At 74.0% G+C, this 23,045-nt stretch carries 20 protein-coding genes and 1 pseudogene; 13 read left to right on the top strand and 8 right to left on the bottom strand.

What is annotated here, in order from left to right; translation table 11 throughout:
- The first annotated feature begins 26 nt into the window (after nucleotides 1-26).
- From OP86_RS27010 to OP86_RS27000, 3 genes are all read left to right on the top strand, one after another.
- The gene (locus OP86_RS27010) at nucleotides 27-521 is read left to right on the top strand and encodes a hypothetical protein (RefSeq protein ID WP_157849853.1); all 495 of its coding nucleotides are present in this window, start codon (nucleotides 27-29) and stop codon (nucleotides 519-521) included.
- Complete coding sequence (locus OP86_RS27005; protein ID WP_030056833.1) at nucleotides 518-1,123, top strand: class I SAM-dependent methyltransferase; 606 nt, start codon at nucleotides 518-520, stop codon at nucleotides 1,121-1,123. Before OP86_RS27010 ends, OP86_RS27005 begins: the two co-directional genes overlap by 4 nt.
- Before the next feature lie 68 nt (nucleotides 1,124-1,191).
- Entirely contained in the window at nucleotides 1,192-2,094 is a 903-nt protein-coding gene (locus OP86_RS27000; protein ID WP_030056832.1) for a hypothetical protein, read from the top strand.
- Between the two features lie 38 nt (nucleotides 2,095-2,132).
- Here the strand turns inward: OP86_RS27000 and OP86_RS26995 are convergent, their stop codons facing one another.
- From OP86_RS26995 to OP86_RS26980, 4 genes are all read right to left on the bottom strand, one after another.
- Complete coding sequence (locus tag OP86_RS26995) at nucleotides 2,133-3,185, bottom strand: SDR family oxidoreductase (protein ID WP_033333570.1); 1,053 nt, start codon at nucleotides 3,183-3,185, stop codon at nucleotides 2,133-2,135.
- Between the two features lie 102 nt (nucleotides 3,186-3,287).
- Entirely contained in the window at nucleotides 3,288-3,872 is a 585-nt protein-coding gene (locus tag OP86_RS26990) for a TetR/AcrR family transcriptional regulator (protein WP_030056830.1), read from the bottom strand.
- A 54-nt stretch (nucleotides 3,873-3,926) separates the two neighbouring features.
- Nucleotides 3,927-4,553, bottom strand: coding sequence for a histidine phosphatase family protein (locus OP86_RS26985; protein ID WP_030260795.1), 627 nt, complete (start codon nucleotides 4,551-4,553; stop codon nucleotides 3,927-3,929).
- 153 nt (nucleotides 4,554-4,706) lie between these two features.
- Entirely contained in the window at nucleotides 4,707-5,660 is a 954-nt protein-coding gene (locus OP86_RS26980) for an oxidoreductase (RefSeq protein ID WP_051830732.1), read from the bottom strand.
- A 74-nt stretch (nucleotides 5,661-5,734) separates the two neighbouring features.
- Between OP86_RS26980 and OP86_RS26975 the strand changes: the two genes are divergently transcribed.
- The 5 genes from OP86_RS26975 to OP86_RS26955 all read left to right on the top strand — a co-directional run bounded on the left by OP86_RS26975 (nucleotide 5,735) and on the right by OP86_RS26955 (nucleotide 10,110).
- The gene (locus OP86_RS26975) at nucleotides 5,735-6,727 is read left to right on the top strand and encodes an ArsR/SmtB family transcription factor (RefSeq protein WP_030056827.1); all 993 of its coding nucleotides are present in this window, start codon (nucleotides 5,735-5,737) and stop codon (nucleotides 6,725-6,727) included.
- 109 nt (nucleotides 6,728-6,836) lie between these two features.
- Nucleotides 6,837-7,796 carry a glycerophosphodiester phosphodiesterase gene (locus tag OP86_RS26970; RefSeq protein WP_199815245.1) on the top strand — a complete coding sequence of 320 codons (960 nt, stop codon included), beginning with the start codon at nucleotides 6,837-6,839 and terminating at the stop codon, nucleotides 7,794-7,796.
- Between the two features lie 10 nt (nucleotides 7,797-7,806).
- The gene (locus OP86_RS26965; protein WP_030056825.1) at nucleotides 7,807-8,211 is read left to right on the top strand and encodes a hypothetical protein; all 405 of its coding nucleotides are present in this window, start codon (nucleotides 7,807-7,809) and stop codon (nucleotides 8,209-8,211) included.
- Nucleotides 8,212-8,288: 77 nt separating this feature from the next.
- Nucleotides 8,289-9,038: a rhomboid family intramembrane serine protease gene (locus tag OP86_RS33985; RefSeq protein ID WP_051830730.1), complete on the top strand. Its 750-nt coding sequence runs from the start codon at nucleotides 8,289-8,291 to the stop codon at nucleotides 9,036-9,038.
- 202 nt (nucleotides 9,039-9,240) lie between these two features.
- Nucleotides 9,241-10,110, top strand: a complete 870-nt coding sequence (locus OP86_RS26955; protein ID WP_234435114.1) for a hypothetical protein — start codon at nucleotides 9,241-9,243, stop codon at nucleotides 10,108-10,110.
- Nucleotides 10,111-10,135: 25 nt separating this feature from the next.
- On the opposite strand, the gene OP86_RS26950 is transcribed toward OP86_RS26955, so the two are convergent.
- Nucleotides 10,136-11,728, bottom strand: a complete 1,593-nt coding sequence (locus tag OP86_RS26950; RefSeq protein WP_030056822.1) for a M4 family metallopeptidase — start codon at nucleotides 11,726-11,728, stop codon at nucleotides 10,136-10,138.
- A gap of 219 nt (nucleotides 11,729-11,947) precedes the next feature.
- Here OP86_RS26950 and OP86_RS26945 point away from each other — a divergent pair, with 219 nt between their 5' ends.
- Complete coding sequence (locus OP86_RS26945; protein ID WP_157849852.1) at nucleotides 11,948-13,276, top strand: hypothetical protein; 1,329 nt, start codon at nucleotides 11,948-11,950, stop codon at nucleotides 13,274-13,276.
- Nucleotides 13,277-13,295: 19 nt separating this feature from the next.
- On the opposite strand, the gene OP86_RS26940 is transcribed toward OP86_RS26945, so the two are convergent.
- Nucleotides 13,296-15,440 (bottom strand): amino acid adenylation domain-containing protein, encoded by a 2,145-nt coding sequence (locus OP86_RS26940; RefSeq protein ID WP_158707040.1) that lies wholly within the window; start codon nucleotides 15,438-15,440, stop codon nucleotides 13,296-13,298.
- 181 nt (nucleotides 15,441-15,621) lie between these two features.
- Between OP86_RS26940 and OP86_RS26935 the strand changes: the two genes are divergently transcribed.
- The 4 genes from OP86_RS26935 (at nucleotide 15,622) to efeU (ending at nucleotide 20,052) form a co-directional block, all read left to right on the top strand.
- Entirely contained in the window at nucleotides 15,622-16,437 is an 816-nt protein-coding gene (locus OP86_RS26935; RefSeq protein WP_030056817.1) for an ABC transporter ATP-binding protein, read from the top strand.
- 129 nt (nucleotides 16,438-16,566) lie between these two features.
- Nucleotides 16,567-17,715 (top strand): iron uptake system protein EfeO, encoded by a 1,149-nt coding sequence (gene efeO, locus OP86_RS26930; protein WP_030056816.1) that lies wholly within the window; start codon nucleotides 16,567-16,569, stop codon nucleotides 17,713-17,715.
- A 129-nt stretch (nucleotides 17,716-17,844) separates the two neighbouring features.
- Nucleotides 17,845-19,182 carry an iron uptake transporter deferrochelatase/peroxidase subunit gene (gene efeB / locus OP86_RS26925; protein ID WP_030056815.1) on the top strand — a complete coding sequence of 446 codons (1,338 nt, stop codon included), beginning with the start codon at nucleotides 17,845-17,847 and terminating at the stop codon, nucleotides 19,180-19,182.
- 36 nt (nucleotides 19,183-19,218) lie between these two features.
- Complete coding sequence (efeU, locus tag OP86_RS26920) at nucleotides 19,219-20,052, top strand: iron uptake transporter permease EfeU (protein ID WP_030056814.1); 834 nt, start codon at nucleotides 19,219-19,221, stop codon at nucleotides 20,050-20,052.
- Between the two features lie 201 nt (nucleotides 20,053-20,253).
- Here efeU and OP86_RS26915 read toward each other — a convergent pair whose 3' ends face one another.
- On the bottom strand, nucleotides 20,254-22,881 hold the full coding sequence (locus OP86_RS26915; protein WP_030260781.1) for an ABC transporter permease: 2,628 nt from the start codon (nucleotides 22,879-22,881) through the stop codon (nucleotides 20,254-20,256).
- A gap of 63 nt (nucleotides 22,882-22,944) precedes the next feature.
- Nucleotides 22,945-23,045 (bottom strand): annotated as a pseudogene (locus tag OP86_RS35235) (ABC transporter ATP-binding protein); the annotation flags it as partial.

The raw sequence follows: 23,045 nt of genomic DNA, 5'->3' as shown, positions 1-23,045 counted from the left end.
GGTGCGGACTTCGTTAGGCTGAGCGGGTGAGTGTGGATCACTTCTGGTGCCGCCTGCCGAGGCAGGCCCTGGACAGCTGTTCGGCCGAGGAACTGGGCGACCTCGTGCCCCGGCACCGCGACGGCCGGTACGACCAACTGGCCGCCGCCGGGCTCGCCCTCGGCGTCCGGCGCACCGCCGCCCTGATGGAGCTCGCGCTCACCGAGAACGGCCTGCACCCCGACCCGGCCGCCCGGCTCCCCGTCTACGGCGGCGCGCGGCGCGAACCCGGCACCGAGATGCCGGTGCTGCGCCCCGAACAGGTCACGGAGGCCTCCACCTTCCTGCGGGGCTCGGCGCTCGGCGAACTCGTGCGCCAGCAGGACACCGTGCTCGCCCGCACCGTCGAACACCTCGGCTACCCGACGCCCTGGTCCGAGTCCTGGGCCGCCCTCGTCGTCAACGACCTGCGCGAACTACGGGACTTCTTCGCCGCGGCGGCGGCCGCCGGGGACGCGGTGATCGTCCGGGAGGCGGATTGAACGCCCCGGCCGGCACGGCGGGCTACGGCGACGCGGCCGAACAGCTCGCCGTCCAGTACGAAAGCGTGAGCTTCGCCGAAGTCCACCGCGAACTGCTGCACCACTACCCGGCGCCACCCGCCGCCGTCCTCGACATCGGCGCCGGCACCGGCCGCGACGCCGCCGCCCTCGCCGCCCTCGGCCACCGGGTGGTGGCCGTCGAACCGACCCCCGAACTCCGCGCCGTCGGCGAACGGCTGCACGCCGACGTGGACATCCGCTGGATCGCCGACGCGCTGCCCGGGCTCCCCCTGCTCCTCGCCGAAGGCGAGCGCTACGACCTCGTCCTGCTCACCGCCGTGTGGATGCACCTGACCCCCGCCGAGCGCCCGCCCGCGATGGACAACCTCGCCGCCCTCCTCACCCCCGGCGGCCGCCTCGCCCTCACCATCCGCCACGGCCCCACCCCACCCGGCCGCCACATGGTCGACCTCCCGCCCGAACACACCACCGCCCTCGCCGCCACCCGCGGCCTGCGCCTCCTCCACCGCTCCTCCCGCTCCGACCTGCACGGCCGCGGTGGGGTGCACTGGACGGACCTGCTCTTCGAGCAGCCCCGCTGATCCCGGGGCGCGGATCCGGTACGTTCGGGGGTGCGGTCCAACACGTCGCTTCCGCAGAGGAGTTCCGGGTGCAGGGTGCGAGCGGGGGCGTCAACAACGAGATGTCGGGCGTGACGGCCCGCGTCGCCGTCCAGGCGCAGGTCGCGAACTTCATCACCCTGGCGGGCGGGGCTTCGGCTCCGGGTGTGGCGCAGGCGGAGGAGGCGCAGCAGGTCGTGCTGCCGGACCTGCGGCGCTGTGCGGCGGCCCTCGGCGTGCCGCCGGAGGAGGTCGACGCCGTGGCCGACTGGCTCGGCCGACCCGTTGACGACGGTCCCTGGCGGCCGAGCCCGATTGCCTTGCCGCCCGAGAAGGCGGCGGAGTTGGAGGCGTTCGCCTCGCATCTCAGGTGCTTCGCACAGCCGGAGTCGGCGTTGCTCGGGATGGCTCTCTACGTGAGCGACGGCAAAATCGATGCCATGTACGGCCCGCTCGCCCACCGGCTGGGCGACACGGACCGCCCGGCCGAGCGGTTCCGCCGTCTGCACCGGCACCTGGCCGCACAGGGCCGGATGGTTTTCGGCCCGGCCTGCCTCCTGGCGGGCGCGGAGTTGCCCCGGAGCGAGGCGTCCTGGCTGTTCTTCGACGGCAGGTTCTCCCTGACGGACGAGACCCGTGCGGACATGCTGCGGGCAGCGGGCGTCCGCTGGTGGGGCAAGGGTTTCAATGCCCGGCGGGTGGCCGACCAGGTCGTCCTCTCGACCGACCCGAGGACCGTTCCGCTGCTGGAGTTCGAGGGTTCGGTCGGGCCGCACCGCGTCACCATGGCGCTGTCCCGTCGCCACCTGCGGTACGGCTCCCTCACGCACTGGTACTTCCCCAGGATGGTGTCGGGTCGCGAGTTGAGGTTCCGGGGGTTCGGCAGCCTCGCCCCGGACGAGGACGAGATCCGACCGATCGTGCTCCAGGCGTACGGTCCCCGTTTCGACTGATGCGTAGGAAGTCGGCCGGGTCGACTTCCTGTGCGAGGTCACTGCGCGCCGAAGTCCTCCTCGACCAGGCGGGTGGCCCAGCGGGTGAGGGCGGGGGTGAGGGGTGGCTGGGTGAGGCCCGCCGCGGTGGTGAGGCGGTCGGCGGAGGTGGTGTCGTAGCGGTCCTCGGAGAGGAAGGTGAGGGTCTCCGGGTCGGCGCCGGTGAGGGTGCGGGGGAGGCGGCGGACGAGCGGGACGGGGATCAGGCCGCGGGGCGGGCGGACGCGGAGGTGGGTGGCGAGGAGGGCGATCAGCTCGGGGAGGAGGGGGGTTTCGGGGTCGAGGACGGTGTGGGCCTGGACGGGGGCGCGGTCGTGGTCGGGTGCGACGGCGAGGAAGCGGGCCAGGTGGTCGACGGTGACGACGGGCAGGAAGGTGCGCCGGGTGCCGGGCAGCAGGGGGAGGCGGCCGCGGTGGAGTTGGCGGACCAGCTGGGCCAGGCCGAGGTACTGGCCGGCCTCGCCGGTGCGTGAATGGCCGATGACGCTGCTCGGGTTGACGGTGGTGAGCGGGACGCCGAGGCGGGGTGCGGTGACGCGGACGGCGGCGTCGCCGAGCTGCTTGGAGGCCTCGTACGCACCGAGGCGGGTGTAGAGCGTGGCGGTGGCGCGGTCGTCGAGTGGGTGGCGCGGCTGCGGGTCGCGGCCGACCCGGTAGCCGGAGAGGTGGACCAGGCGGCGCAGCCGGGGGCGGGTGGCGGACCACTCCAGTGCGTTCAGGGCGCCGTGGAGGTTGGCGGGCTCGGCCTGGGCGCGGGTGAGGCCGAAGTCGTAGCGGGCGGCGAGGTTGTGGACGTCGCGGACCTCGGCGAGCCGGGCGTCGTCCTCGGGGGAGAGGCCGAGGCCGGGGCGGGTGAGATCGGCGGTGACGGTGGTCAGGGCGGTGTCGTCGGCGTCGTGTGCGCGCAGCCAGTGGCGGAGGGCGGCCGCGCGGTCGTTGCCGCGGACGGTGGCGGCCACGGGCTCGCCGCGGGCGAGGAGTTCGAGGACGAGCCAGCGGCCGAGGAAGCCGGTGGCGCCGAGGACGAGGGTGCGGGGCGGGAGGGGCGCCATGCGGTGCTCCGTGAATAAGTAGACCGGTCTGCATATTTTTTGGGCGTACGGATTTCTTGGGCGTACGGAAGCGCGCCGCTCGATGTGCGGCGCGCCCGTGGCCTACTTGCTGTACTTGCTGCCGAGCAGGTGCCGGACGGCGTGCCGGGCGTGGTCCAGCGGTTCGCGGCTTCGCCGGACGGAGGCGAGCAGGACGGCGCCCTCCAGCAGGGCGAGCGTCTGGCCGGCGGCGGTCTCGGCCTCGGCCGGGCCGAAGCCCTCGGCCTCCAGCCTGGTGGTCAGGACCCGCTGCCAGCTCGCGTACACCTCGGCACAGACGGTTCGCAGGGCCTCGTTGGTGCCCGCCGTCTCCAGGGCGACGGTCGCGATCGGGCAGCCGCTGGTGTAGTCGGACTGCGCCAGGCGCTCGGCGAAGGCCTCGACGAGCCGCTCGGCGAGGGTGGCGGTGTCGGCGCCCTCGGCGGCCAGGGCGGCGAGCAGTGCCTCGACCTCCTGGCCGGCCTCGGTGAGGGCGGCCGCCACCAACTGGTCCTTGCCGCCGGGGAAGTGGAAGTAGAGCGAGCCGCGCGGCGCGCCGGTGCCGGCCACGATCCGGTTCAGGCCCGTCCCGAAGTAGCCCTGCGCCTCGATCAGTTCCCTGGTGCCGGCGATCAGCCGGGCCCGGGTCTCCTCACCCTTGACTCCCATGCGGCGATAGTAGACCGGTCTGCATATTCCTGTCGACGGGCCGCCGAGGAGGCGTCAACAGTGCAGCGCGGCCGGGAATCCGGTCCAGCGCAGCTCCTCCGGCAGGTGGCCCTGGTCGTTCAGCAGCAGGACGGACGGCGGCCGGCCGGGCGCGTACCGCAGCACGGTCAGGCCCGCGTTGGCGACGGGGAGGCCGAGCCAGCGCCAGGCCGGGGCGTCCAGGGCGTGCCGGACCAGCCAACCGACCAGGAAGGCGTGGGTGACGACCAGTTCGTGCCGCTCCTCGCCGCCCGCCACCGGCCCGGTGAACCGCTCGACCGCGCGCGGCGCCAGCACCGCACCGCCCGCGCACTCCTCCGGGGTGGCGTGCGAGAGGAACTCCAGCAGGAACTCCGCACTGTCCTCCGGCAGTTCGGCCCGATCGGGCAGGTACGGGACGTAGTCCCCGGCCTCCTCGCACACCGCCGGCAGCACGCCGTCCAGCTGCTCCGCGACCAGCCGCGCCGTCTCGGCGGCCCGGGGCAGCGGACCGTGGTGCACCGCCGTGATCGGCTGGCCCGCCAGCCGCCGGCCTAGCAGGGCGGCCTGCCGGCGCCCGGCGGCGGTGAGCCCGCTGCCGTCGGCGTGCGCGGCCTCGCCGTGGCGGGCCAGGTAGAGGTAGCGGGTGGCGAGGTCGGTCATGCCCTGGGACTCCTCGGCGATCATCGGTGCCCTGTCGACCCGGAGCGACGCACGGCGGGGCCCGGCCGGTTCCGGGCCCCGCCGGGTCCGGTTCAAGCGGTGCGGCCCCGCCGGTTCCGGGCTCAGCCGGTGTGGGCCCGGCCGGTTCCGGGCTCAGCCGGTGTGGGCCCCGTCCAGCAGGGCCAGTTCCTCGGCCGACAGCCGCAGCTCCCCGGCGGCGATGTTCTCCTCCAGGTGCGCCACGTCGCCGGTGCCCGGGATGGCCAGCACGTGCGGGCCCCGGTGCAGCGTCCAGGCCAGCCGCACCTGTGCGCTGCTGATCCCGCGGGCCTCGGCCACCGCCGCCACCTGGGCGGGCTCGGCCTCGCCCACACCGCCCTCCCGTCCCGCCCCGGCGATCGCGTAGAAGGGGACGAAGGCGATGCCCTGCTCGCCGCAGAGCCGAAGCAGCTCGTCCTGCTCGGGCGAGGCGCCGATGCCGTACGGGTTCTGCACGCACACCACGGGCGCGATGGTCTGCGCCTCGGCGAGCTGGTGCGGGTGGATGTTGGAGAGGCCGAGGTGGCGGATCAGCCCGGCCTGCCGCAACTCGGCGAGCGCGCCGAAGCGTTCGGCGACGGAGTCGGTGCCGAGGATCCGCAGGTTGACCAGGTCGAGGTGGTCGCGGCCGAGCTCGCGCAGGTTCTGCTCGACCTGGGCGCGCAGCCGCTCGGGGGTGCGGGCGTGCTCCACCCACTCGCCGTCGAGGCCGCGGCCCGGGCCGACCTTGGTGGCGATCACCAGGTCGTCGCCGTACGGCGCGAGCGCGCGGTTGATCAGCTCGTTGGCGGAGCGCAGCGGGGAGAAGTAGAAGGCGGCGGTGTCGATGTGGTTGACGCCGAGTTCGACCGCGCGGCGCAGCACCCGCAGGGCCTGCTCGCGGTCGCGCGGGACGGCGTGCGGGACGAGCGCCGGGCCGGTCTGCGGCAGGCGCATCGAGCCGAAGCCGATGCGGTGGACGGTGCGGTCGCCGAGCGTCCAGGTGCCGGAGGCGGCGGCGGTCGGGTGCTCGGTGGGGGTGGGGGTGGTCGAGGGCGTCACAGTGCTCTTCGTCGTCTCCGTTGTCATGTCCGTCATGATCGTCAATGAACTAGCCTGACCGCCAATGATTCGAACATGTGTGAATCCACGGGGGTGGGCGCTTGGCGGCCGAGCTGCTGTTCACGGCGGGTGACCTGGCGCGGATGCGGTTCGCCGTCTGCCCGATGTGGGAGGTCGGCCCGAGCCTGCGGCTGCTGAGCTCGGGGCTCGCCCACCCCGTCCACCGGCCCTGGGCGGAGCAGGTGCGGCCCCGGCTGGCGGCGCTCGGGCCGGCCCACGCGCTGCTCGCCGAACTCGTCCCGCCCACCGGGTACGTGCCGGACTTCCTCAACCCGACCCCCGCCGGGCCCGCCCCCACCCTGGCGGAGGAACTGGCGGCGATCCGGGCCACCCCGGCCGGGCGGGTCCGCCGCGACCTCGACCGGCTGCGGGACGGCCGCGGCGGCCTCGGCCCCCGGCTGCGCGCCCTGTACGCCGACCCGGCCGCCGGGCTCGGCCGGCTCACCGAGGCGGTCGAGGCGTACTGGGAACTCGCGCTCGCCCCGTACTGGGCGCGGATCCGGGCCGTCCTGGACGCCGACGTCCTGCACCGCGCCCGCCAGGCCGCCGAGCACGGCGCGGCGCGCGCCCTGAACGATTTGCACACCGAACTGCGCTGGACGGAGGACACTCTGCGGCTGCGCCACCGCACCCGCCCGCTGCCGGGCCGCACGGCCGGGGCGGGCCTGCTGCTCATCCCGTCCGCCTTCACCGGCCCGGCGCTCTACACCCGCCTCGTCCCGCCCGACCCGCTGCAGCTCGCCTACCCGGCCCGCGGGATCGGCACCCTGTGGGCGAGCGCCCCGGCGGCCGGCACCGAGGCCCTGGCCGCCGTCCTCGGCCGCTCCCGCGCCCGGCTGCTGACGGAGCTCGCGGCCCCGGCGTCCACGACCGAACTCGCCCACCGCACCGGGCTCTCCGCCTCGGCGGTGTCCCAGTACCTGACGGCCCTGCGGGACGCGCACCTGGTCAGTGCCCACCGGGCGGGGCGGTCGGTGCTGTACGCGCGGACGGCGTCGGCGGAGGCCCTGCTGGCGCCGCTGGGGAAGGGGTGACCAGGGTGACATGACGGTGCGCCGAGGCGTTCCTCCGTGCACCGTCATGTCACCGGGGCTTCCCGGCGTCGACGAGCCGGATTCGTCCGGCGGCCTTAGCGTGCGAGACATGACACCCAGTCGGCACCCCCGCCGCCGTGGGCACCCCCGCCCTCGCCGGACCGCCCTCGTGGCCGCACTGCTCGCCGCCGCCTTCGGCGCCGTGGCGCTCACCGGAGCCCCCGTACCGCCGTCGGCCCAGCAGTCCGCTCCGCAGTCCGCTCCGCAGTCCGCCCCGCAGGCGGCAGCCGGGCCCGGCGGGTGGATCCGCCCGGCCGGCGCGCCGCCGACCGTCTTCGCCCACCGCGGCGCCTCCTCCGCCGCCCCCGAGAACACCCTGGTGTCCGACGAGGTGGCCCGCCGGGCCGGCGCCGAGTGGATCGAGGACGACGTCCAGCCCAGCAAGGACGGCGTCCCGTACGTCCTGCACGACGACACCGTCGACCGCACCACCGACGGCACCGGCCGGATCCGCGACCTCACCGCCGCCCAGCTCGACGCCCTGGACGCAGGCTCCTGGTTCGCCCCGGCCTACGCGGGCACCCGGCTGCCCACCCTCGCCGCCCAGTTGGAGGACCTGCGCACCCGGGGCGGCAAGCTGCTGCTGGAGATCAAGGGGCCGCACACCCGCGACGAGGTCGCCCGGATCGTCCGGGAGGTCCGCGACCACGGCATGACCGACCGGGTCTTCGTCCAGAGCTTCGAGGTGGACGCCCTGCGCCACGCCCGCGAACTGGCCCCCGAGCTGCCGCTCGGCCTGCTCCGCTCCACCCTGGACGCCGACCCGGTCGCCACCGCCCACGAACTCGGCCTGGCCGCCTACAACCCCTCCGACGAGGCGCTCTCCGCCCGCCCCGGAGCCGTCCGCGACCTGCACGCCGCCGGGGTCGCCGTCAACGTGTGGACGGTGGACCGGCCCGCCCGCTGGAAGGCGCTCGCGGACGCCGGCGTGGACGGCATCATCACCAACCGCCCGGCGGAGCTGGCCGGTTGGAACGCGGCCTGGTCGCCGCCCGGCACCGCCGGGTAGGCTGCCCGGCGTGCAGGAGGAGAATGCGGCGGGCGCCCGGCCGACGGACGACCGGAGCGTGGCGGAGTGGCTCTGGAAGCACTTCGAGCTGGTGCCGGAGCCGCAGGGCTCACTGACCGCCTTCGACGGCCGCCTCGTCCTCGACCTGGACGCCTCGATCGCCACCGTGGACGGCCGCGAGGCCCAGCTCACCCGCTCCGACGCCAAGCTGCTGCGCGGCCTGATCGAGCTGGGCGAGGGCGTGCACGAGCCGTACGTCATCATGGGGAGCGTCTACAACGCCTGGCTCCACCCCCACGAGCTGAAGTACCCGATCTCCGTGCTGAGGATGAAGCTCGGCGAGCCGTCCTGGATCGAGCGGAGCGAGAACGGCTACGCCCTGCGGCGCCCGGAGCGCGAGCGGGAGCAGGAATAGGCGGTTCCGGTCCGACCGGGGATGATGGGGCGATGACGGGGCGGGAACCCCGAGGTCGTTCTGACGGGGGGTCGGCGATGTCGCCGCACGAGATCGGGTTGTACGCGAGCGCTGCCGTGGTGGTCGGCGTGGGATTGCGGACGTTGGTGCTGGCCGGCTCCGGCTCTGACGGTCCGGTGGGCGGGGGAGCGGCGGCCGGCGGGCCGGGCGAGGTGCTCGCCGTCGTCCGCGGCGCCCTGGCGCGTCGGCCCTGGGTCACGCTCGTGCTGTTCGCGGTGATGGCGGTGATGGCCGTCGTCCAGTACGCGGTGCCCGCCGCGGTCGACGACCTGATGCGGCAGCCGGATGCGCTGTCCGACGGGCAGTGGTGGCGGGCCGGAACGGCGCTGCTGGTGCAGTCCTCGGGCCTCGCCCAGATCGCGTTCAACCTGTCGGCCCTGCTGGTGATCGGCGCCGTCACCGAGGCCGTCCTCGGGTGGTGGCGGACCCTGGCCGTCTTCCTGGTCAGCGGCCTCCTCGCGCACGTGGTGAGCCTGGCCGGCTGGTCGCCGCGCGGCGGCGGGGACTCGGTCGCCGTCTGCGGCCTGCTGGGCGCCCTGGCCGTCGCCTTCCTGCTGCGCGGGAATCTCCGCGGCCCCGGACTGAAGGCCCACTGGTACGTCCTGCTCGTCCCGGCGGCGGCCGTGTTCCTGTGTGCGATGCGGAACAACCACGGCGCCGGCCTGCTGGTGGGCTGCCTGCTCGGGCTGGTCCTCGCACCAGGAGCGAGCGCCGGGCGGGACGCCGGAGCGAGCGCCGGGCCGGACGGGCGGACCGCCGCGGCCTGACTGCGGCGTCCGTCCGTCGCGCCGGAGCGGGCCGCATACTGACCGCGTGACGGGCGGAGACGGTGGACGACGGAGCGCGGACCGGCGCGGTGTGCTGCGGGCGGGTGCGGCGGTGCTGCTGCTGGGCGCGGCGGGGTGTACGGGCGGTGGCAAACCGGCGGCGGGCGCGAGTTCGAGCGCGACGACGCCCGAAGCACCGGGCATGCCGACACCCACGTCCACGCCCACGCCGACCGCGAGCCCGCTGCCCGAGCCGCCGCTCTGGCAGCCCGGCCCGGCCGAGATCCAGCCCGACGTCAAGCGCCGCGCCGTCGAACTGGTCGCCGCGCTCGGCGCCTGGCCGCCCGGCGGGCAGGGGGCGGCGGCGGCCCGGGCCCGGGTGGCGGCGCTCGGACTGCCGCCCGCGCTGGCCGACCAGGCGGGCCCGCTGGCCCCGGCGGCGTCCGAGGCGAGCCTGGAGGTGGTCGTCGCCCAGTACGGCGGGATCCTCGCCGACTCGGCGAGCGTGCTGGTGGTCTGCCGTCAGTGGACCCGGGGCCCGGACGGCTCGGTGGCCGAGGGCGGCACCACGGTGGACGTCCGGCTGAGCCGGGCCGAGCCGCGCTGGACCGTCACCGAGTTGCACCCGGGGGTCGCGGGCCCGGCCGCCGCGGCGCCGCCCCCGGCGGTGGCCCGGGTGCTGGCCGAGCCGAGGATCGAGCTGCCGCCCGAGGCGGCGGCCGACCTGCGCAGCGGCACCGTCCACGACAGCGTGCTGGAGGCGATGCTGCGGCTGGCCGGTCCGTACACGCTGTCGGTGAGCGTGGTGCGGACCGGCCACCCGCTGGACGTCTTCGGGACGGCCCGGCCCAGCGACCATCCGCTGGGCCGGGCCTTCGACGTCTGGCGGATCGACGGCACGGCGGTGGTGGACCCGGCCACGCCCCGGCAGTTGGTCACGTCCTTCATGCGGGACGCGGCGGCCGCCGGCTCGTACAACGTGGGCGGGCCGGTGGCGATCCCGGGCGCCGGCAACCGGTTCTTCACCGACGACACCCACCACGACCACTGCCACGTCGGGTTCGACTTCTAGCGGTTCAACTTTCGGCCATGAAGCCTCAGTTGACGTTGACGCCGCTCCAGGCCGCCGCGACGGCCTTGTACTCGGTGCTGTTGAGGCCGTAGAGGTCCTTGGCCGCACTCAGCGAGGCGGTGCGGGCGCCCTTGTAGTTGGTGGTGGAGGTCATGTAGACGGTCAGCGCGCGGTACCAGATCTTGGCGACCTTCTGGTTGCCGATGCCGGTGACCGTGGAGTTGTTGCAGGTGGGGCTGTTGTAGCTGAAGCCGTTGATGGTCTTGCTGCCGCTGCCCTCGCTGGCCAGGTAGAACCAGTGGTTGCCGACGCCCGAGGAGTTGTGCACGTCGAGCCGGCCGACCGAGCTGCTCCAGCAGTCCGCCGAGGCGCCGTCCAGCGAGGGCTTGTCGAAGCGGCGCAGCCACGGCGGGGTGGACTGGTCGCTGAACAGGTAGTCGGGGGTGTCGACCTTGTTGTTGGCGTACCACTCCACCATCGTGCCGAAGATGTCGCTGGTGGACTCGTTGAGGCCGCCGGACTCGCCGCTGTAGCGCAGGTTGGCGGTGGCGCTGGTGACGCCGTGGGTCATCTCGTGGCCCATGGTGTCGAGGTCGACCTGCTCGGGGTCGCTGGTGCCGTTGCCGTCGCCGGTCATCATGCAGAAGCAGCTGTCGGACCACTGGGCGTTGTCCCAGTTGGTGCCGACGTGGACGAAGACGGTGGCGCCCTTGCCGTCGTTCTTGATGCCGTTCCGGCCGAAGGTGTTCTTGTAGTAGTCGTACGTCCAGGCGGTGTTGGCGTGGGCGTCGACGGCGGCGGTGGAGCGGTCGGTGGAGAACTTCTTCCCGTCGCCCCAGACGTTGGTGGTGCTGGTGAACGCGGTGCCGGAGGTCGCCTTGATCGAGCTGGAGGAGAGGTTGTGGGCGTCCTTGGTGACGTGGCCGCGGACCGGGTCGGTCAGGGTGTAGCCGCCGGAGGTGGCGGTGGTGTCGATGGTGACCGTGCCGGTGTACTCGGAGTTCCCGGTGCCGGAGGCCTGGTGCTCGGCGTCGTAGGCCTCGATCTGCTCGCCGGTGGTGGCGTCGGTGACGACGACCCGGCCGGCCGGCTGGCCGTGCTCGCCGGTGCCCTCGACGGTGGTCCGCCAGGCGAGCCGGGGCGTGCCGTCGGCGGCCCAGACGACCAGTTCGGGGGTGCTGACGGCGTCCTTGACGCCAGGGGCCGCGGAGAGCGCGTTCGCCGCGCCGGACTGCGCGGGCACCTTCGGGACGGTCGACCTGACGGCGGCGTCGTGGGCGGCCGCGCGGGAGGTGTCCTTGAGCCGGCCCTTGGCGTCCTGGTGGACGACCAGGTCGCCGCCGACGACGGGAAGGCCCTGGTAGGTGCGGTCGAAGCGGACGTGCGAGGTGCCGTCGGCGTCGAGGACGACGTCCTTGACCACGAGGTCCTGGCCGGTGCCGAAGCCGAACACCGTGGTGTTGTGGGCGACGTTGGCGCGGGCCTGGGATATCGCGGCCTCGCGCGGGTCGGTGGCGGCGGAGGCGGTGGCGGCGGGGACGGTCGCGCCGGCGAGGGCGGCGACGACGGCGACGGCCGCGGCCACGCGGGCACGGCGGAAGGAGGAGGTGGGGGGCACGCTGACTCCATGTGGGGTGGATGAGGGAATTGAGCTGCGATCGAGATTGACGGCGGTCAGTCAGATACAGCTAGAGGAAAGGTCATAACTTTGCCAAGTTGTGTCCTTGGACAGTCAAAAATGATCGGAAGTTAACAAGACGTCCACAGTGCCGTCGTGACGGTCGAATAGCGGCGACGCGGCCCCGATCGTCGACCCCAGGCCCTACGCTCTCCGTTCATGGACGGATGGGTGGGGGCCTGGACCGGTGGCCGGGCGGCGGTCCACGTGGGCGACGTCGCGGACTTCAACGCACAGTTCTTCGCGCCCGCCATGGACGCGGCGCAGCGCCTGCGCCGGCTGCGGCAGGCGCACCACTACGCCTGCCTGGCCGTCTGCTACAGCCCCGAACCGGCCCTGCTGGTGCTGCCCGGTGAGGTCGCCCCAGAGTGGACCGACTGGCTGGCCCGGGAGTTGGCCTGGGGCCCGGTCGAGGTGCACGGCGGCGTGGCGCCAGACCGGACGATGGCCGAAGCGCTCGCCGCCCGCCCCGCGCTGGCCGCCCGGATCGCCGACTCCGGCCGTCCGGTGGTCGGTTGGGGCCGGAACGCCGCCCAGGGCGAGGGGCCCGAGCTGGCCGCCGTACGCCGCTACGAGTCCAAGGCCGCCGCCCACGGGCTGTTCACCGCCCTCGCCCCCGGGCACCCGGGGATCGCCGTCCCGCAGCAGGAGCGCCCGGACGGCCGCCGCCGGGCCGCCCGCCGGCTCACCGCCCGCGCCGTCCGGGGCCTGACCACCGTGCTGAAGAGCCCGTACGGCGTCGGCGGCTACGGCACCGTCGTGGTCGAGCCCGCCGACCTGTTCGCCGCGGGCGGCGGCGGAGCCCTGCTGCGGCGCCTGGTCCGGACCGAGATCCTGCCGCCCGAGGGCGAGTTGCTGCTGGAGGAGTACGTGGACCCGGGCCCGGCCGCCCGGCTGCGCGACCTCACCTACGACGCCGTGGTGGGCCCGGACGGCACCGTCCACCCGGTCGGCGCGGGCGTCATGGAGGTGGCCGGCACCCGCTACCAGGGCGTCACCGTCGGCCCCGGCGCGGTCCCGAAGGACGCCGCCGAGGCGGCCCGCGGGTTCGCCCTGGCCGTGGGGGAGCGGCTGGCCGCCGAGGGCTACCGCGGCTGGTACGACGTCGACTTCGTCACCGACCGGCAGCGCCGGCTCGCCCCCACCGAGATCAACCTGCGGCTCACCGGCCCGGCCGTCGCCTTCGTGCTGCGCGCCCGCCTCGACGAGGTGCGCGGCCCCGGCCACCTGGTCCGCACCCTGGACGGGATGCCGCTCGGCGCCCGGCTGGCCCCGGCGGCGCTGCACGACCACCTGGAGCGGCTGCGGCCGCGCTGCGCCCGGCTCGGCGTCACCCTGCTGCCGCTGATCCCGACCGCCTCCCACGAGCCGGAGCCCGTCGTCGGCCTCGCCCTGGCCGGGCCGGACGCCGAGGCGCTGGACGCGGCCGAGGCGTTGGTCTCGGCCGCGAACCAGGGCCTGGCGGGGATGTTCGAGGCGCTCAGGTGAGCGCTCGGTCGAGGCGCCGTCAGCCCGTCCCGCCTGTCCGGCCCTTCCCACCCGTCCCGGCCGTCCCGACCGGGGGCCGCCAGAGCATGAACCGCACCACCACCAGCGCCGCGAGCATCAGCGGGACGTTGAACGCGAACACCATCGCCGCCTCGCGCGGCCAGTCGTCCGCCTCGGTGAGCCGGTACAGGTTGTCCTGCGGCCACCAGTTGACCAGCAGCCAGGTGATCGCGGCATGGGTCAGCGCCGACAGCCGGTACGGCCGCCCCTGCCGCAGCACGGCCTCGTAGCCGGTGCAGAGGTAGACGATCCCGGCGCCGAAGGCCAGGTTCTCGCAGAGGTAGAGCAGTTCGAAGAACCCTCGGTACGGGGTCGGGACCGCGGCGAGGTCGGTCGAGCCGGGGAAGAGCACAGAGGTCATCGCCCAGGCGCACCCGGCGAACAGCACCGTGCAGGCGACCGCCGCACAGCTCCTCCCGAAGCCCGCGTCGTCGAAGGAGCCGCCCCCGGCCTTGCCGCCGCTGCGGCGGCCGCCCTTGCCGCCGCCCGCCTTGGCCGAGCGAGGGGCGGCGTGCTCCGGCGGGGCCGGCAGCGGCAGCGCCGCGCGGTCCAGCTTGCCCGCCCGGGTGCGCGGCAGCTCGGGCACCGGGATGACGGCGGTGGGCGTCGACCGGCCCTTGAGCTCCGCCTTCAGGTGCTGGGAGAGCGACCAGCCGTCCGCCCCGTCCGTGTTCGGCGCCGTCACCGCGTAGCCGACCAGCTGCCGCTGCCCCGGCGCCGGCTCCACCTCGACGACGACCGCCTCCCGCACCGCCGGGTGCCCGCGCAGCACACCCTCCGCGCGGACCGCCGCCCGGACCCGGGCCAGCACCGTCGTCGGCCGCTCCGCGCCGAGCGGGCCGACCACCGTCGCGGCCCGGGCGGTGAACTCCAGCACGCCGTCCGCCCGCAGCACCCCGAGGTCGCCGGTCAGCAGCACCCGGCCGTCCGGGTCGAAGTCCGCCCGGACGAAGCGGCGGGCGGTGTCCGCCGGCCGGTTGAGGTAGCCGCGGGTCAGGCCGGCGCCGGCGATCGCGATCTCGCCCGTCATCCCGGGCTTGGCGGGGGCGCCGCTCGGGCCCAGCACGTAGACCCGGGTGCCGGGGAAGGGCCGGCCGACCAGCGAGACCCGCCCGGCGCCCTCGGCGGCGGCGGTGCCCTGCGCGTCGAAGTAGGTGCTGTCCACGGTGGCCTCGGCCAGCCCGTACACGTTCAGCACCCTGGTGCCCTCGCCGAGCAGTCGCTGCAGGCCCAACTGCTCGTCCAGGTACCACTTCTCGGCGCCGACGGTGAGCAGCCGTACCCCGGGCAGGGCGCGGCCCGTCCGGGCGAGGAGCTCGGTCAGCCGGCGCGCGAGGCGGACGTTCAGCTCCAGGACGGTGATCCGTTCGGCGGCCACCAGTTCGGGCAGCAGGACGAGGTCGGCACTGCGGTCCAGGGTGAGGTCGGCCGGGGCGACGACGAGGGTGGCGCCGGAGCACAGCGCGCGCACCCAGTCGGCGGAGAAGACGTCGAACTCCGGGCTCGCCGTCTGCAGGATCCGGTCCCCGGCCGACAGCCCGTACACCTCGCGCCAACCCGCGTACGCGGCCAGCAGGTTGCGGTGCTCGACCAGCGCGCCGGTGGGCAGGCCGGTGGAGCCGGAGGTGTAGAAGACGCAGGCGAGGTCCTCCGGGCCGGTCTCCGGCGGGGCGAACGGTGCCGGCGCGGTGGCGGGCGCGGCCGTGTCGACGCAGACCAGCTGCGCCCCGCCCGCGTCCGCCAGCCGTACCCGGTGGCCCTCCTCGGTGACCACCACGTCCGGCGCGGCGTCGGCCAGCACGTGCCGCAGCAGCGCGTCGGGCGCGGTCGGCTCCAGCGGGACGTACGCGGCCCCGGCCTTCAGCACGGCCAGCAGCGCCACGTACACCGCGGTGCCCCGGCCCAGCGCGACCGCCGCCCGGCCGCCCGGGGCCAGCCCGCGCTCGGCCAGCAGCGCGGCCAGCCGGTCCGCCCGCTCGTCCAGCTCGCGGTACGTCAGCTCCTGCTCACCGCAGCGCACCGCGACCGCCTCCGGCGCCCGGCGGGCCTGCCGTTCGACCAGCCCGTGCAGTGTGGTGGCCGCCCGCTCCCCGTCCGCGCTCATCGAGTCTCCCCCCTGGTCCCCGGTGAAGGGCACCATCCTCCTCCCAACTCCCGCCGCACAACAGAGTTCTGGCACGTCCACCGCTCGGACACCCCGGCCCCGCCCCGGCCGACGGTTGTACTCTGCACGCGGACGGACGGCACCGGGCCCGTCCGGTGCGGCGATCGGAGACCGAACCACCATGACCGAGCCCTTCGACGGCCCACTGCTGCGCACCGAGGACGTGGACGTCGTGCGCGACGGCCGGTACCTGCTGCGCGGGATCAGCCTGGAGATCCAGCCCGGCCAGCACTGGGCGCTGCTCGGCCCCAACGGGGCGGGCAAGTCCACCCTGCTCGCCCTGCTCGGCGCGGTCTCCCACCCCACCCGCGGCTCGGTGGACGTGCTCGGCCGCCGGCTTGGCCGGGTCGACGTCCGCGAGCTGCGCGCCCACCTCGGGCACGTCAACCCGCGCCACCCGCTGCGCTCGCCGCTGTCCGTGCGCGAGGTGGTGCTCACCGGGCACACCAACACCATCGAGCCGGAGTGGCACCGCAAGCCGGCCCCCGAGGCGCTGGACCGGGCCGAGCAGCTGATCGAGACGCTCGGCATGGGCGCGATGGCCGAGGCCCCGTGGACCACCCTGTCCCAGGGCGAGCGCGGCCGGGCCCTGATCGCCCGCGCCCTGATGCCCAGCCCCCGGCTGCTGCTGCTCGACGAGCCCGCCACCGGGCTGGACCTCACCGCCCGCGAGCTGCTGCTGGACAGCCTGGACCTGCTGCGCCACCAGCACCCGGAGCTGGCCAGCGTGCTGGTCACCCACCACCTGGAGGAGCTGCCGGAGAGCACCACCCACGCCCTGCTGCTGCGCGGGGGCGAGAGCGTGGCGGCCGGGCCGGTGGACGAGGTGATGACCACCGAGCTGATCAGCGAGACCTTCGGCCACCCGATCCGGATCAGCCGTCACGAGGGCCGCTGGACGGCCCGGGCCGCCGCCCGCCGCACACCGGGTCGGTAACGGTTCAGGGGGTGGGTGTGGACGTCGAGAGATCCTTACGTAAGGTATGCCTTAGCTAATCGAGGGGCGCCGGCCCGCCGGTCCCTCACCTGCCCAGGCACACCCATGCCCTTTTCCGTTGGAGCCCGCATGTCCGCCCGTCGCCGTTCCACCGCAGCCGCGCTGCTCACCCTCGCCGTGGCGACCGCAGCCCTGGCCGGCTGTTCGTCCAAGAAGGACGACAAGGCGGGCTCCTCCGACGCCGTCAAGGTGAACGCCACCGACACCGCGTGCGAGGTCTCCAAGACCACCTTCCCGGCCGGGCACGTCGTGCTGGACATCAGCAACAAGGGCTCCAAGACCACCGAGGTCTACGTCTACGGCGACGGCGACAAGATCGTCACCGAGCGCGAGAACATCGGCCCCGGCACCAAGGCCAGCATCAACGCCGAGATCAAGGCCGGCTCGTACGAGATCGCCTGCAAGCCCGGCATGGTCGGCGACGGCATCCGCCAGAAGATCACCGTGACCGGCGAGGGCGGCAGCGCCGCCCCGGCCGACCCGCGCCTGGCCGCCGCCGTCGACGCCTACCGCAAGTACGCCCAGGAGCAGGCCGACGCCACCGTCCCGGCCGTCGAGGCCTTCGCCGCCGCCATCAAGGCGGACGACCTGGAGAAGGCCAAGTCGCTGTACGCGCCCTCGCGCACCGGCTGGGAGCGCACCGAGCCGGTCGCCGAGAGCTTCGGCGACGTCGACCCCAAGACCGACACCCGCGAGGACAAGGTCGAGGCCGGCCAGCAGTGGACCGGCTGGCACAAGCTGGAGAAGTCGCTCTGGGCCGACGCCAAGATCGGTGACGACGAGAAGAAGCTGGCCGACCAGCTGGTCGCCGACCTCAAGGACTGGCAGCAGAAGATCCCCTCGGCCGAGATCACCGCGACCAGCATGGCCAACGGTGCCAAGGAGCTGCTGGACGAGGTCGCCACCAACAAGATCACCGGCGAGGAGGACCGCTACAGCCACACCGACCTGGCCGACTTCCAGGCCAACGTCGAGGGTGCGCAGAAGGCCTACGAGCTGCTGAAGCCGGTCGCCTCCGAGAAGGACCCGGAGCTGGCCAAGACGCTGGACTCCGAGTTCGCCGCCATCAACGCCCTGCTCGCCAAGTACAAGCAGGCCGACGGCACCTTCACCTCCTACGACAAGGTCACCGAGGCCGAGCGCAAGACCTTCTCCGACGCGGTCAACTCGCTGGGCGAGCCGCTGTCGAAGCTGGCCGCCGCCGTGGTCGTCAAGTAACCGACCGCGCGCCGGAACCACCGTTCCGGCCACGTACCTGAGATCCACCCGAACCCCACCGACGCCGTGGCGGCCCGAACCGGTCGCCACGGCATCCGTGAGTCAGCACAGAGAAGGGCCCGCCCGCCGATGGACGCCGAGAACGAGCAGCAGAACGGGACGCCGGCCGCCACCGACGCCACCGCGACCACCGACGCCACCGCGACCAGGAGCGCGGTCAGCCGGCGCGCCGTGATCGGCTGGGCCGGCGCGGGCGTCGCGCTCGGCGCCGCCGCCGTCGGCTCGGTCGCCGCGGCCACCCGGCAGGACGACCCCGCCCCGGCGGCCGCCGCCCCGGCCGGCGCCGAGGTGCCCTTCTACGGCGAGAACCAGGCCGGCATCGCCACGCCCGTCCAGGACCGGCTGCACTTCGCCGCCTTCGACGTCTCCGACAAGGCGACCCGGGAGACCCTGGTCAAGCTCCTCAAGGAGTGGACCAAGGCGGCCGCCGCGATGACCGGCGGCCGGGAGGTCGGCACCGGCGCTGCCACCGGCCTGCCCGAGGCGCCCCCGGACGACACCGGCGAGGCCCTCGGCCTGCCCGCCTCCCGGCTCACCCTCACCATCGGCTTCGGCCCGAGCCTGTTCGAGAAGGCCGGCCCGGACGGTCAGCCGGTGGACCGCTTCGGCCTCAAGGCCAAGCGCCCCGAGGCGCTGATCGACCTGCCGACCTTCAAGGGCGACAAGCTCGACCCGACCCGCAGCGGCGGCGACATCTGCATCCAGGCCTGCGCCGACGACCCGCAGGTCGCCGTGCACGCGATCCGCAACCTGGCCCGCATCGGCATGGGCACCGTCAACATCCGCTGGTCCCAGCTCGGTTTCGGCAAGACCTCCTCCACCACCCCGGACGCGCAGACCCCGCGCAACCTGATGGGCTTCAAGGACGGCACCCACAACATCGCGGGCACCGACACCGCGAAGCTGGCCGACCACGTCTGGGCCGCCCCCGGCGACGGCCCGGAGTGGATGACCGGCGGCTCCTACCTCGTCGCCCGGCGGATCCGGATGCACATCGAGACCTGGGACCGCACCTCGCTCAAGGAGCAGGAGGACGTCTTCGGCCGCACCAAGGGCGAGGGTGCCCCGTACGGCAAGGCCAAGGAGCACGACGCGCCGGACCTCAAGGCGATGCCCGCCGACTCGCACGTCGCCCTCGCCCACCCGGACGCCAACAGCGGCCTGATGATCCTGCGCCGCGGCTTCTCCTTCACCGACGGCACCGACGGCCTCGGCCGCCTGGACGCCGGCCTGTTCTTCCTCGCCTACCAGCGCGACACCCGCAAGGCCTTCGTGCCGCTGCAGACCCGCCTCGCGGCGAGCGACAAGCTCAACGAGTACATCCAGCACGTCGGCTCCGCCCACTTCGCCTGCCCGGCGGGCGTGCGCAAGCCGGGGGAGTGGTGGGGCCAGGCCCTGTTCGGCTGATCCCGCCACCCCGCTCAACCCCCCGAGGAGACTGCCGTGTTCGGCAACTACCTGATCGGCCTGCGCGAAGGCCTCGAAGCCAGCCTGGTCGTCTGCATCCTGATCGCCTACCTGGTCAAGACCGACCGCAGGGACAAGCTGCCGCCGGTGTGGCTGGGCGTCGGCGCGGCCGTCGTGCTCTCGATGGCCTTCGGCGCCGTGCTGCAGTTCGGCTCCTCGCAGCTCACCTTCGAGGCCCAGGAGGCGCTCGGCGGCTCGCTGTCGATCATCTCGGTCGGCCTGGTGACCTGGATGGTGTTCTGGATGCGGCGCACCGCCCGGCACCTGAAGACCGAACTGCACGGCAAGCTGGACGCGGCCCTCGCGATGGGCACCACGGCCCTGGTGGTCACCTCCTTCCTGGCCGTCGGCCGCGAGGGCCTGGAGACCGCGCTGTTCATCTGGTCGGCGGTGCAGGCCACCGGCGACGGCTGGAACCCGCTGATCGGCGCCGCACTCGGCCTGCTCACCTCGGTGGTGCTCGGCTGGCTGTTCTACCGCGGCGCGCTGAAGATCAACCTGGCCAAGTTCTTCACCTGGACCGGCGCCATGCTGGTCGTGGTCGCGGCCGGCGTGCTCGCCTACGGCGTGCACGACCTGCAGGAGGCCGGCTGGCTGCCCGGCCTGCACAGCGTCGCCTTCGACATCTCCAGCACCATCCCCAAGGACAGCTGGTACGGCACCCTGCTGAAGGGCGTGTTCAACTTCCAGCCCGACCCGACGGTCCTGCAGCTGGTGGTCTGGCTGCTCTACCTGGCGCCGACCCTGGCGGTCTTCTTCGGCCTCTTCGGGGGAAAGGCGAAGCCCGTCGCCGCCAAGCCGGCCGCCTGACCGGCCCGCCCCCTCCGCACCCCGAACCGCCCCGCCCGGACCTCCGGGCGGGGCGGTTCCGTATGGTGCCCTCGGCCCGACCACGGGCAGCCCGCAACCCTCCCACCCGGGTGTGGTGTCCCGCCGGGCCGTGGCACGCGAAGAGCCCCCGGGGCGGTTCCGTCGAACCGCCCCGGGGGCTCCGCACGCGTACCCCGGCTGCTACTCGCTCTTGATCGCGCCCAGGATGTCCAGCTTCGCCGCCTTGTAGGCCGGCCAGAGGGCGGCCAGCAGGCCGATCACGGCGGCCGCGAGCAGGAAGCAGGCGACCCGGACGGGCGGCACCACGGTGCTGATGCCCTTCAGGTCGTCGGCCAGCGTCCGCACGCCCGCCCAGGCGACCAGGATGCCGAGGCCGACCCCGACCAGCCCGCCGAACAGCGCGATCAGCAGCGACTCCAGCCGGACCATCCGGCGGATGCCGAGCCGGTCCAGGCCGATCGCCCGCAGCATGCCGATCTCCCGGCGGCGCTCGAACACCGACATGGCCATGGTGTTGACCACCCCGAGCACCGCGATGACCACGGACATGCCGAGCAGCCCGTACATCATGTTCAGGATCCCGTTGAGCATCTGGCGGTTCTCCGCCTTGATGTCCTTCTCGCCCTTGACCGCGATCAGCGGGTTGCCGCCGGTCGCGTCGCGCAGTGCCTGCTTGAGCTCCCCGGTCGGGCCGTTCGCGCCCTTGACCAGGACCTTGTCCAGCCCGGAGCCGGGCAGCGCGTGCGGGCCGACCACGGCGTCGGGAGCGACGATCCCGGCCAGCACCGAGTTGGCCTCGATGACGGCGCCGACGGTCAGCGAGCCCTTGCGCCCGTCCGGGTAGGTGACGGCGAGGGTGTCGCCGACCTTGTGGCCGGTCCGCTCGGCGCTGCCCGAACTCACCATCAGCTTGCCCTGCTTGAGCGCGTCCGCCGAGCCGTCCTTGACCTTGACGGTGACCAGTTGGTCGATGGTCGCGGCGTCGACCGCCGTCAGCCACTCGGTGTCCGAGCCGTCCGAGCCGTCCGAAGCGCCTGAAGCGCCCGAAGCGCCCGAAGCGCCCGTGCCGTTGGCGCCGCTCGTGCCGGTCTTCACCGGGACGGTGCGCACCACGCTCGTCGCGCTGACGCCGGGCGCCTTCGCGATCTGGGCGCCGGCCTCGGGGGCGAGCATCGAGTAGTTCTCCATCGTGACCGCGTAGTCGGCCTTGAGGTCGTTCGCGGCGGCGTCGTCCACGGCCTTGTTCACCGACGCGCCGATCACGGTCAGCGAGGTGATCAGGGTGACGCCGATGGTCAGCGCCGAGGCCGTGGCGGCGGTGCGGCGCGGGTTGCGGACGGCGTTCTCCTTGGCCAGCTTGCCCGGCGTGCCGTACAGGGCGCGCAGCACCGGGGTGAACAGCGCGATCAGCGGCCGGGACAGCAGCGGGGTGAGGACGAACACGCCGATCAGCAGCGCGCCCGCGCCGAGACCGACCAGCTTGACCTCCTTGCCGGCCACGCCGGCGGCCAGCGAGGCCGCACCGGCCAGCGCGAACAGCAGGCCGAAGGTGTTGCGGAGCACCAGGCTCTTGTGGGTGGCGGGCTGCTCGGCCGAGCTCATCGCCGCCACCGGCGCGATCCGGGAGGCCCGGCGGGCGGGCAGCCAGGCGGCCAGCACCGTCACCAGCACGCCGACCGCGATCGCGGCGACCACCGTGCCCGGCGCGATGATCAGCGGGCCGTCCGGCAGGTTGGCCTCCATCGGTCCGTTGAGGAACGACCGGAGGCCGACGGCGATCCCGATGCCGGCCAGCAGGCCGGCCACCGACGCGGTCAGGCCGACCAGCAGCGCCTCGATCAGCACCGAGCGGGTGATCTGGCGGCGGGTCGCGCCGACGGCGCGCAGCAGGGCCAGCTCCTTGGTGCGCTGGGCGACCAGCATCGAGAAGGTGTTGGCGATGATGAAGATCCCGACGAACAGCGCGATGCCCGCGAAGCCCATCAGGAAGGTGCTCAGGACCTTGGTGCCCTGCTCGATCATCCGGTCCTGCTCGGCGGCGAGCTCGCGGCCGGTCCTGGCCCCGATGTTGTCGCCCTGCGGGACGGCCTGCTTGACGGCGGCGAGCAGCGCGGTGTCGTCGGTGCCCGGCTTGGCCTTGACGTCCAGCTCGGCGAAGCGGCCCGGGCTCAGGTAGAGCTGCTGTGCGGTGGCGGTGTCGAAGGCGGCCAGCGAGCCGCCGGCCGTGACGCGCGGGTCGTTGGTGTGCACGGTGCCGGTGAGCTTGAGCTCCATCACCGGGCCGTTGACGGCGACCCGGACGGTGTCGCCGACGTGGTAGCCGCCCTTGTCGGCGGTCTTGGTGTCGAGGGCGATCTCGGTGGCGTTCTTCGGGCCCCGGCCCTCGGCCAGCGGGTAGCGCGGGTCGGTGCCGTCGGCGCCCGGCACGTAGTTGGCGCCGGTGGTGGAGAAGCCGTTGCCGATCAGTGCGCCCTTCTTGTCGGCGATGCCGGCGAAGCCGTTGACCACGCCGCGCACCTCGGTGGCGCCGGGCAGTGCGGCGACCTTGGCGCGGGTCTCCTCGGTGAGGGCCGGGCCGGTGGCCGCCCGGCCGCCGTGGTCGTAGCCGCGGCTACCGGCCTCGCGGTCGCTGACGGTGACGGCGATGTCGGTGTAGCTCTTGGAGTTCTGGGTCCTGAGGGCGTTGCCGAGGGTGTCGGAGAAGACGAGGGTGCCGGCCACGAAGGCGGTGCCGAGCATGACGGCGAGCGTCGTCATCAGCAGTCGGCCCTTGTGGGCGAGCACATTGCGCAGTGCGGTGCGGAACATGAGGGGTTGTCAGTCCTGGGGTACTCGTGGGACGGGTGGCGTCGGGGCCGGTCGGCCGGGCCTTCAGCTGGTGCGGCCCTTGGCGTCGAAGCGGCGCATGCGGTCCAGGACGGTGTCGGCGGTGGGGGTGTGGAGTTCGTCGACGATGCGGCCGTCGGCGAGGA

The sequence above is a fragment of the Streptomyces novaecaesareae genome (assembly GCF_000716875.1).
GTDB classification, from domain to species: domain Bacteria; phylum Actinomycetota; class Actinomycetes; order Streptomycetales; family Streptomycetaceae; genus Kitasatospora; species Kitasatospora novaecaesareae.
This window is presented reverse-complemented; position numbering and strand designations above follow the sequence as displayed.

Excerpts from the sequence above, each read along its gene's own strand:
- OP86_RS26995 (WP_033333570.1), bottom strand. The coding sequence starts at position 3,185 with ATGGCGCCCCTCCCGCCCCGCACCCTCGTCCTCGGCGCCACCGGCTTC.
- OP86_RS26990 (WP_030056830.1), bottom strand. The coding sequence starts at position 3,872 with ATGGGAGTCAAGGGTGAGGAGACCCGGGCCCGGCTGATCGCCGGCACC.
- OP86_RS26985 (WP_030260795.1), bottom strand. The coding sequence starts at position 4,553 with ATGACCGACCTCGCCACCCGCTACCTCTACCTGGCCCGCCACGGCGAG.
- OP86_RS26980 (WP_051830732.1), bottom strand. The coding sequence starts at position 5,660 with ATGACAACGGAGACGACGAAGAGCACTGTGACGCCCTCGACCACCCCC.
- OP86_RS26970 (WP_199815245.1), top strand. The coding sequence starts at position 6,837 with ATGACACCCAGTCGGCACCCCCGCCGCCGTGGGCACCCCCGCCCTCGC.
- OP86_RS33985 (WP_051830730.1), top strand. The coding sequence starts at position 8,289 with ATGTCGCCGCACGAGATCGGGTTGTACGCGAGCGCTGCCGTGGTGGTC.
- OP86_RS26955 (WP_234435114.1), top strand. The coding sequence starts at position 9,241 with ATGCCGACACCCACGTCCACGCCCACGCCGACCGCGAGCCCGCTGCCC.
- OP86_RS26945 (WP_157849852.1), top strand. The coding sequence starts at position 11,948 with ATGGACGGATGGGTGGGGGCCTGGACCGGTGGCCGGGCGGCGGTCCAC.
- OP86_RS26940 (WP_158707040.1), bottom strand. The coding sequence starts at position 15,440 with ATGAGCGCGGACGGGGAGCGGGCGGCCACCACACTGCACGGGCTGGTC.
- OP86_RS26935 (WP_030056817.1), top strand. The coding sequence starts at position 15,622 with ATGACCGAGCCCTTCGACGGCCCACTGCTGCGCACCGAGGACGTGGAC.
- efeO (WP_030056816.1), top strand. The coding sequence starts at position 16,567 with ATGTCCGCCCGTCGCCGTTCCACCGCAGCCGCGCTGCTCACCCTCGCC.
- efeB (WP_030056815.1), top strand. The coding sequence starts at position 17,845 with ATGGACGCCGAGAACGAGCAGCAGAACGGGACGCCGGCCGCCACCGAC.
- OP86_RS26915 (WP_030260781.1), bottom strand. The coding sequence starts at position 22,881 with ATGTTCCGCACCGCACTGCGCAATGTGCTCGCCCACAAGGGCCGACTG.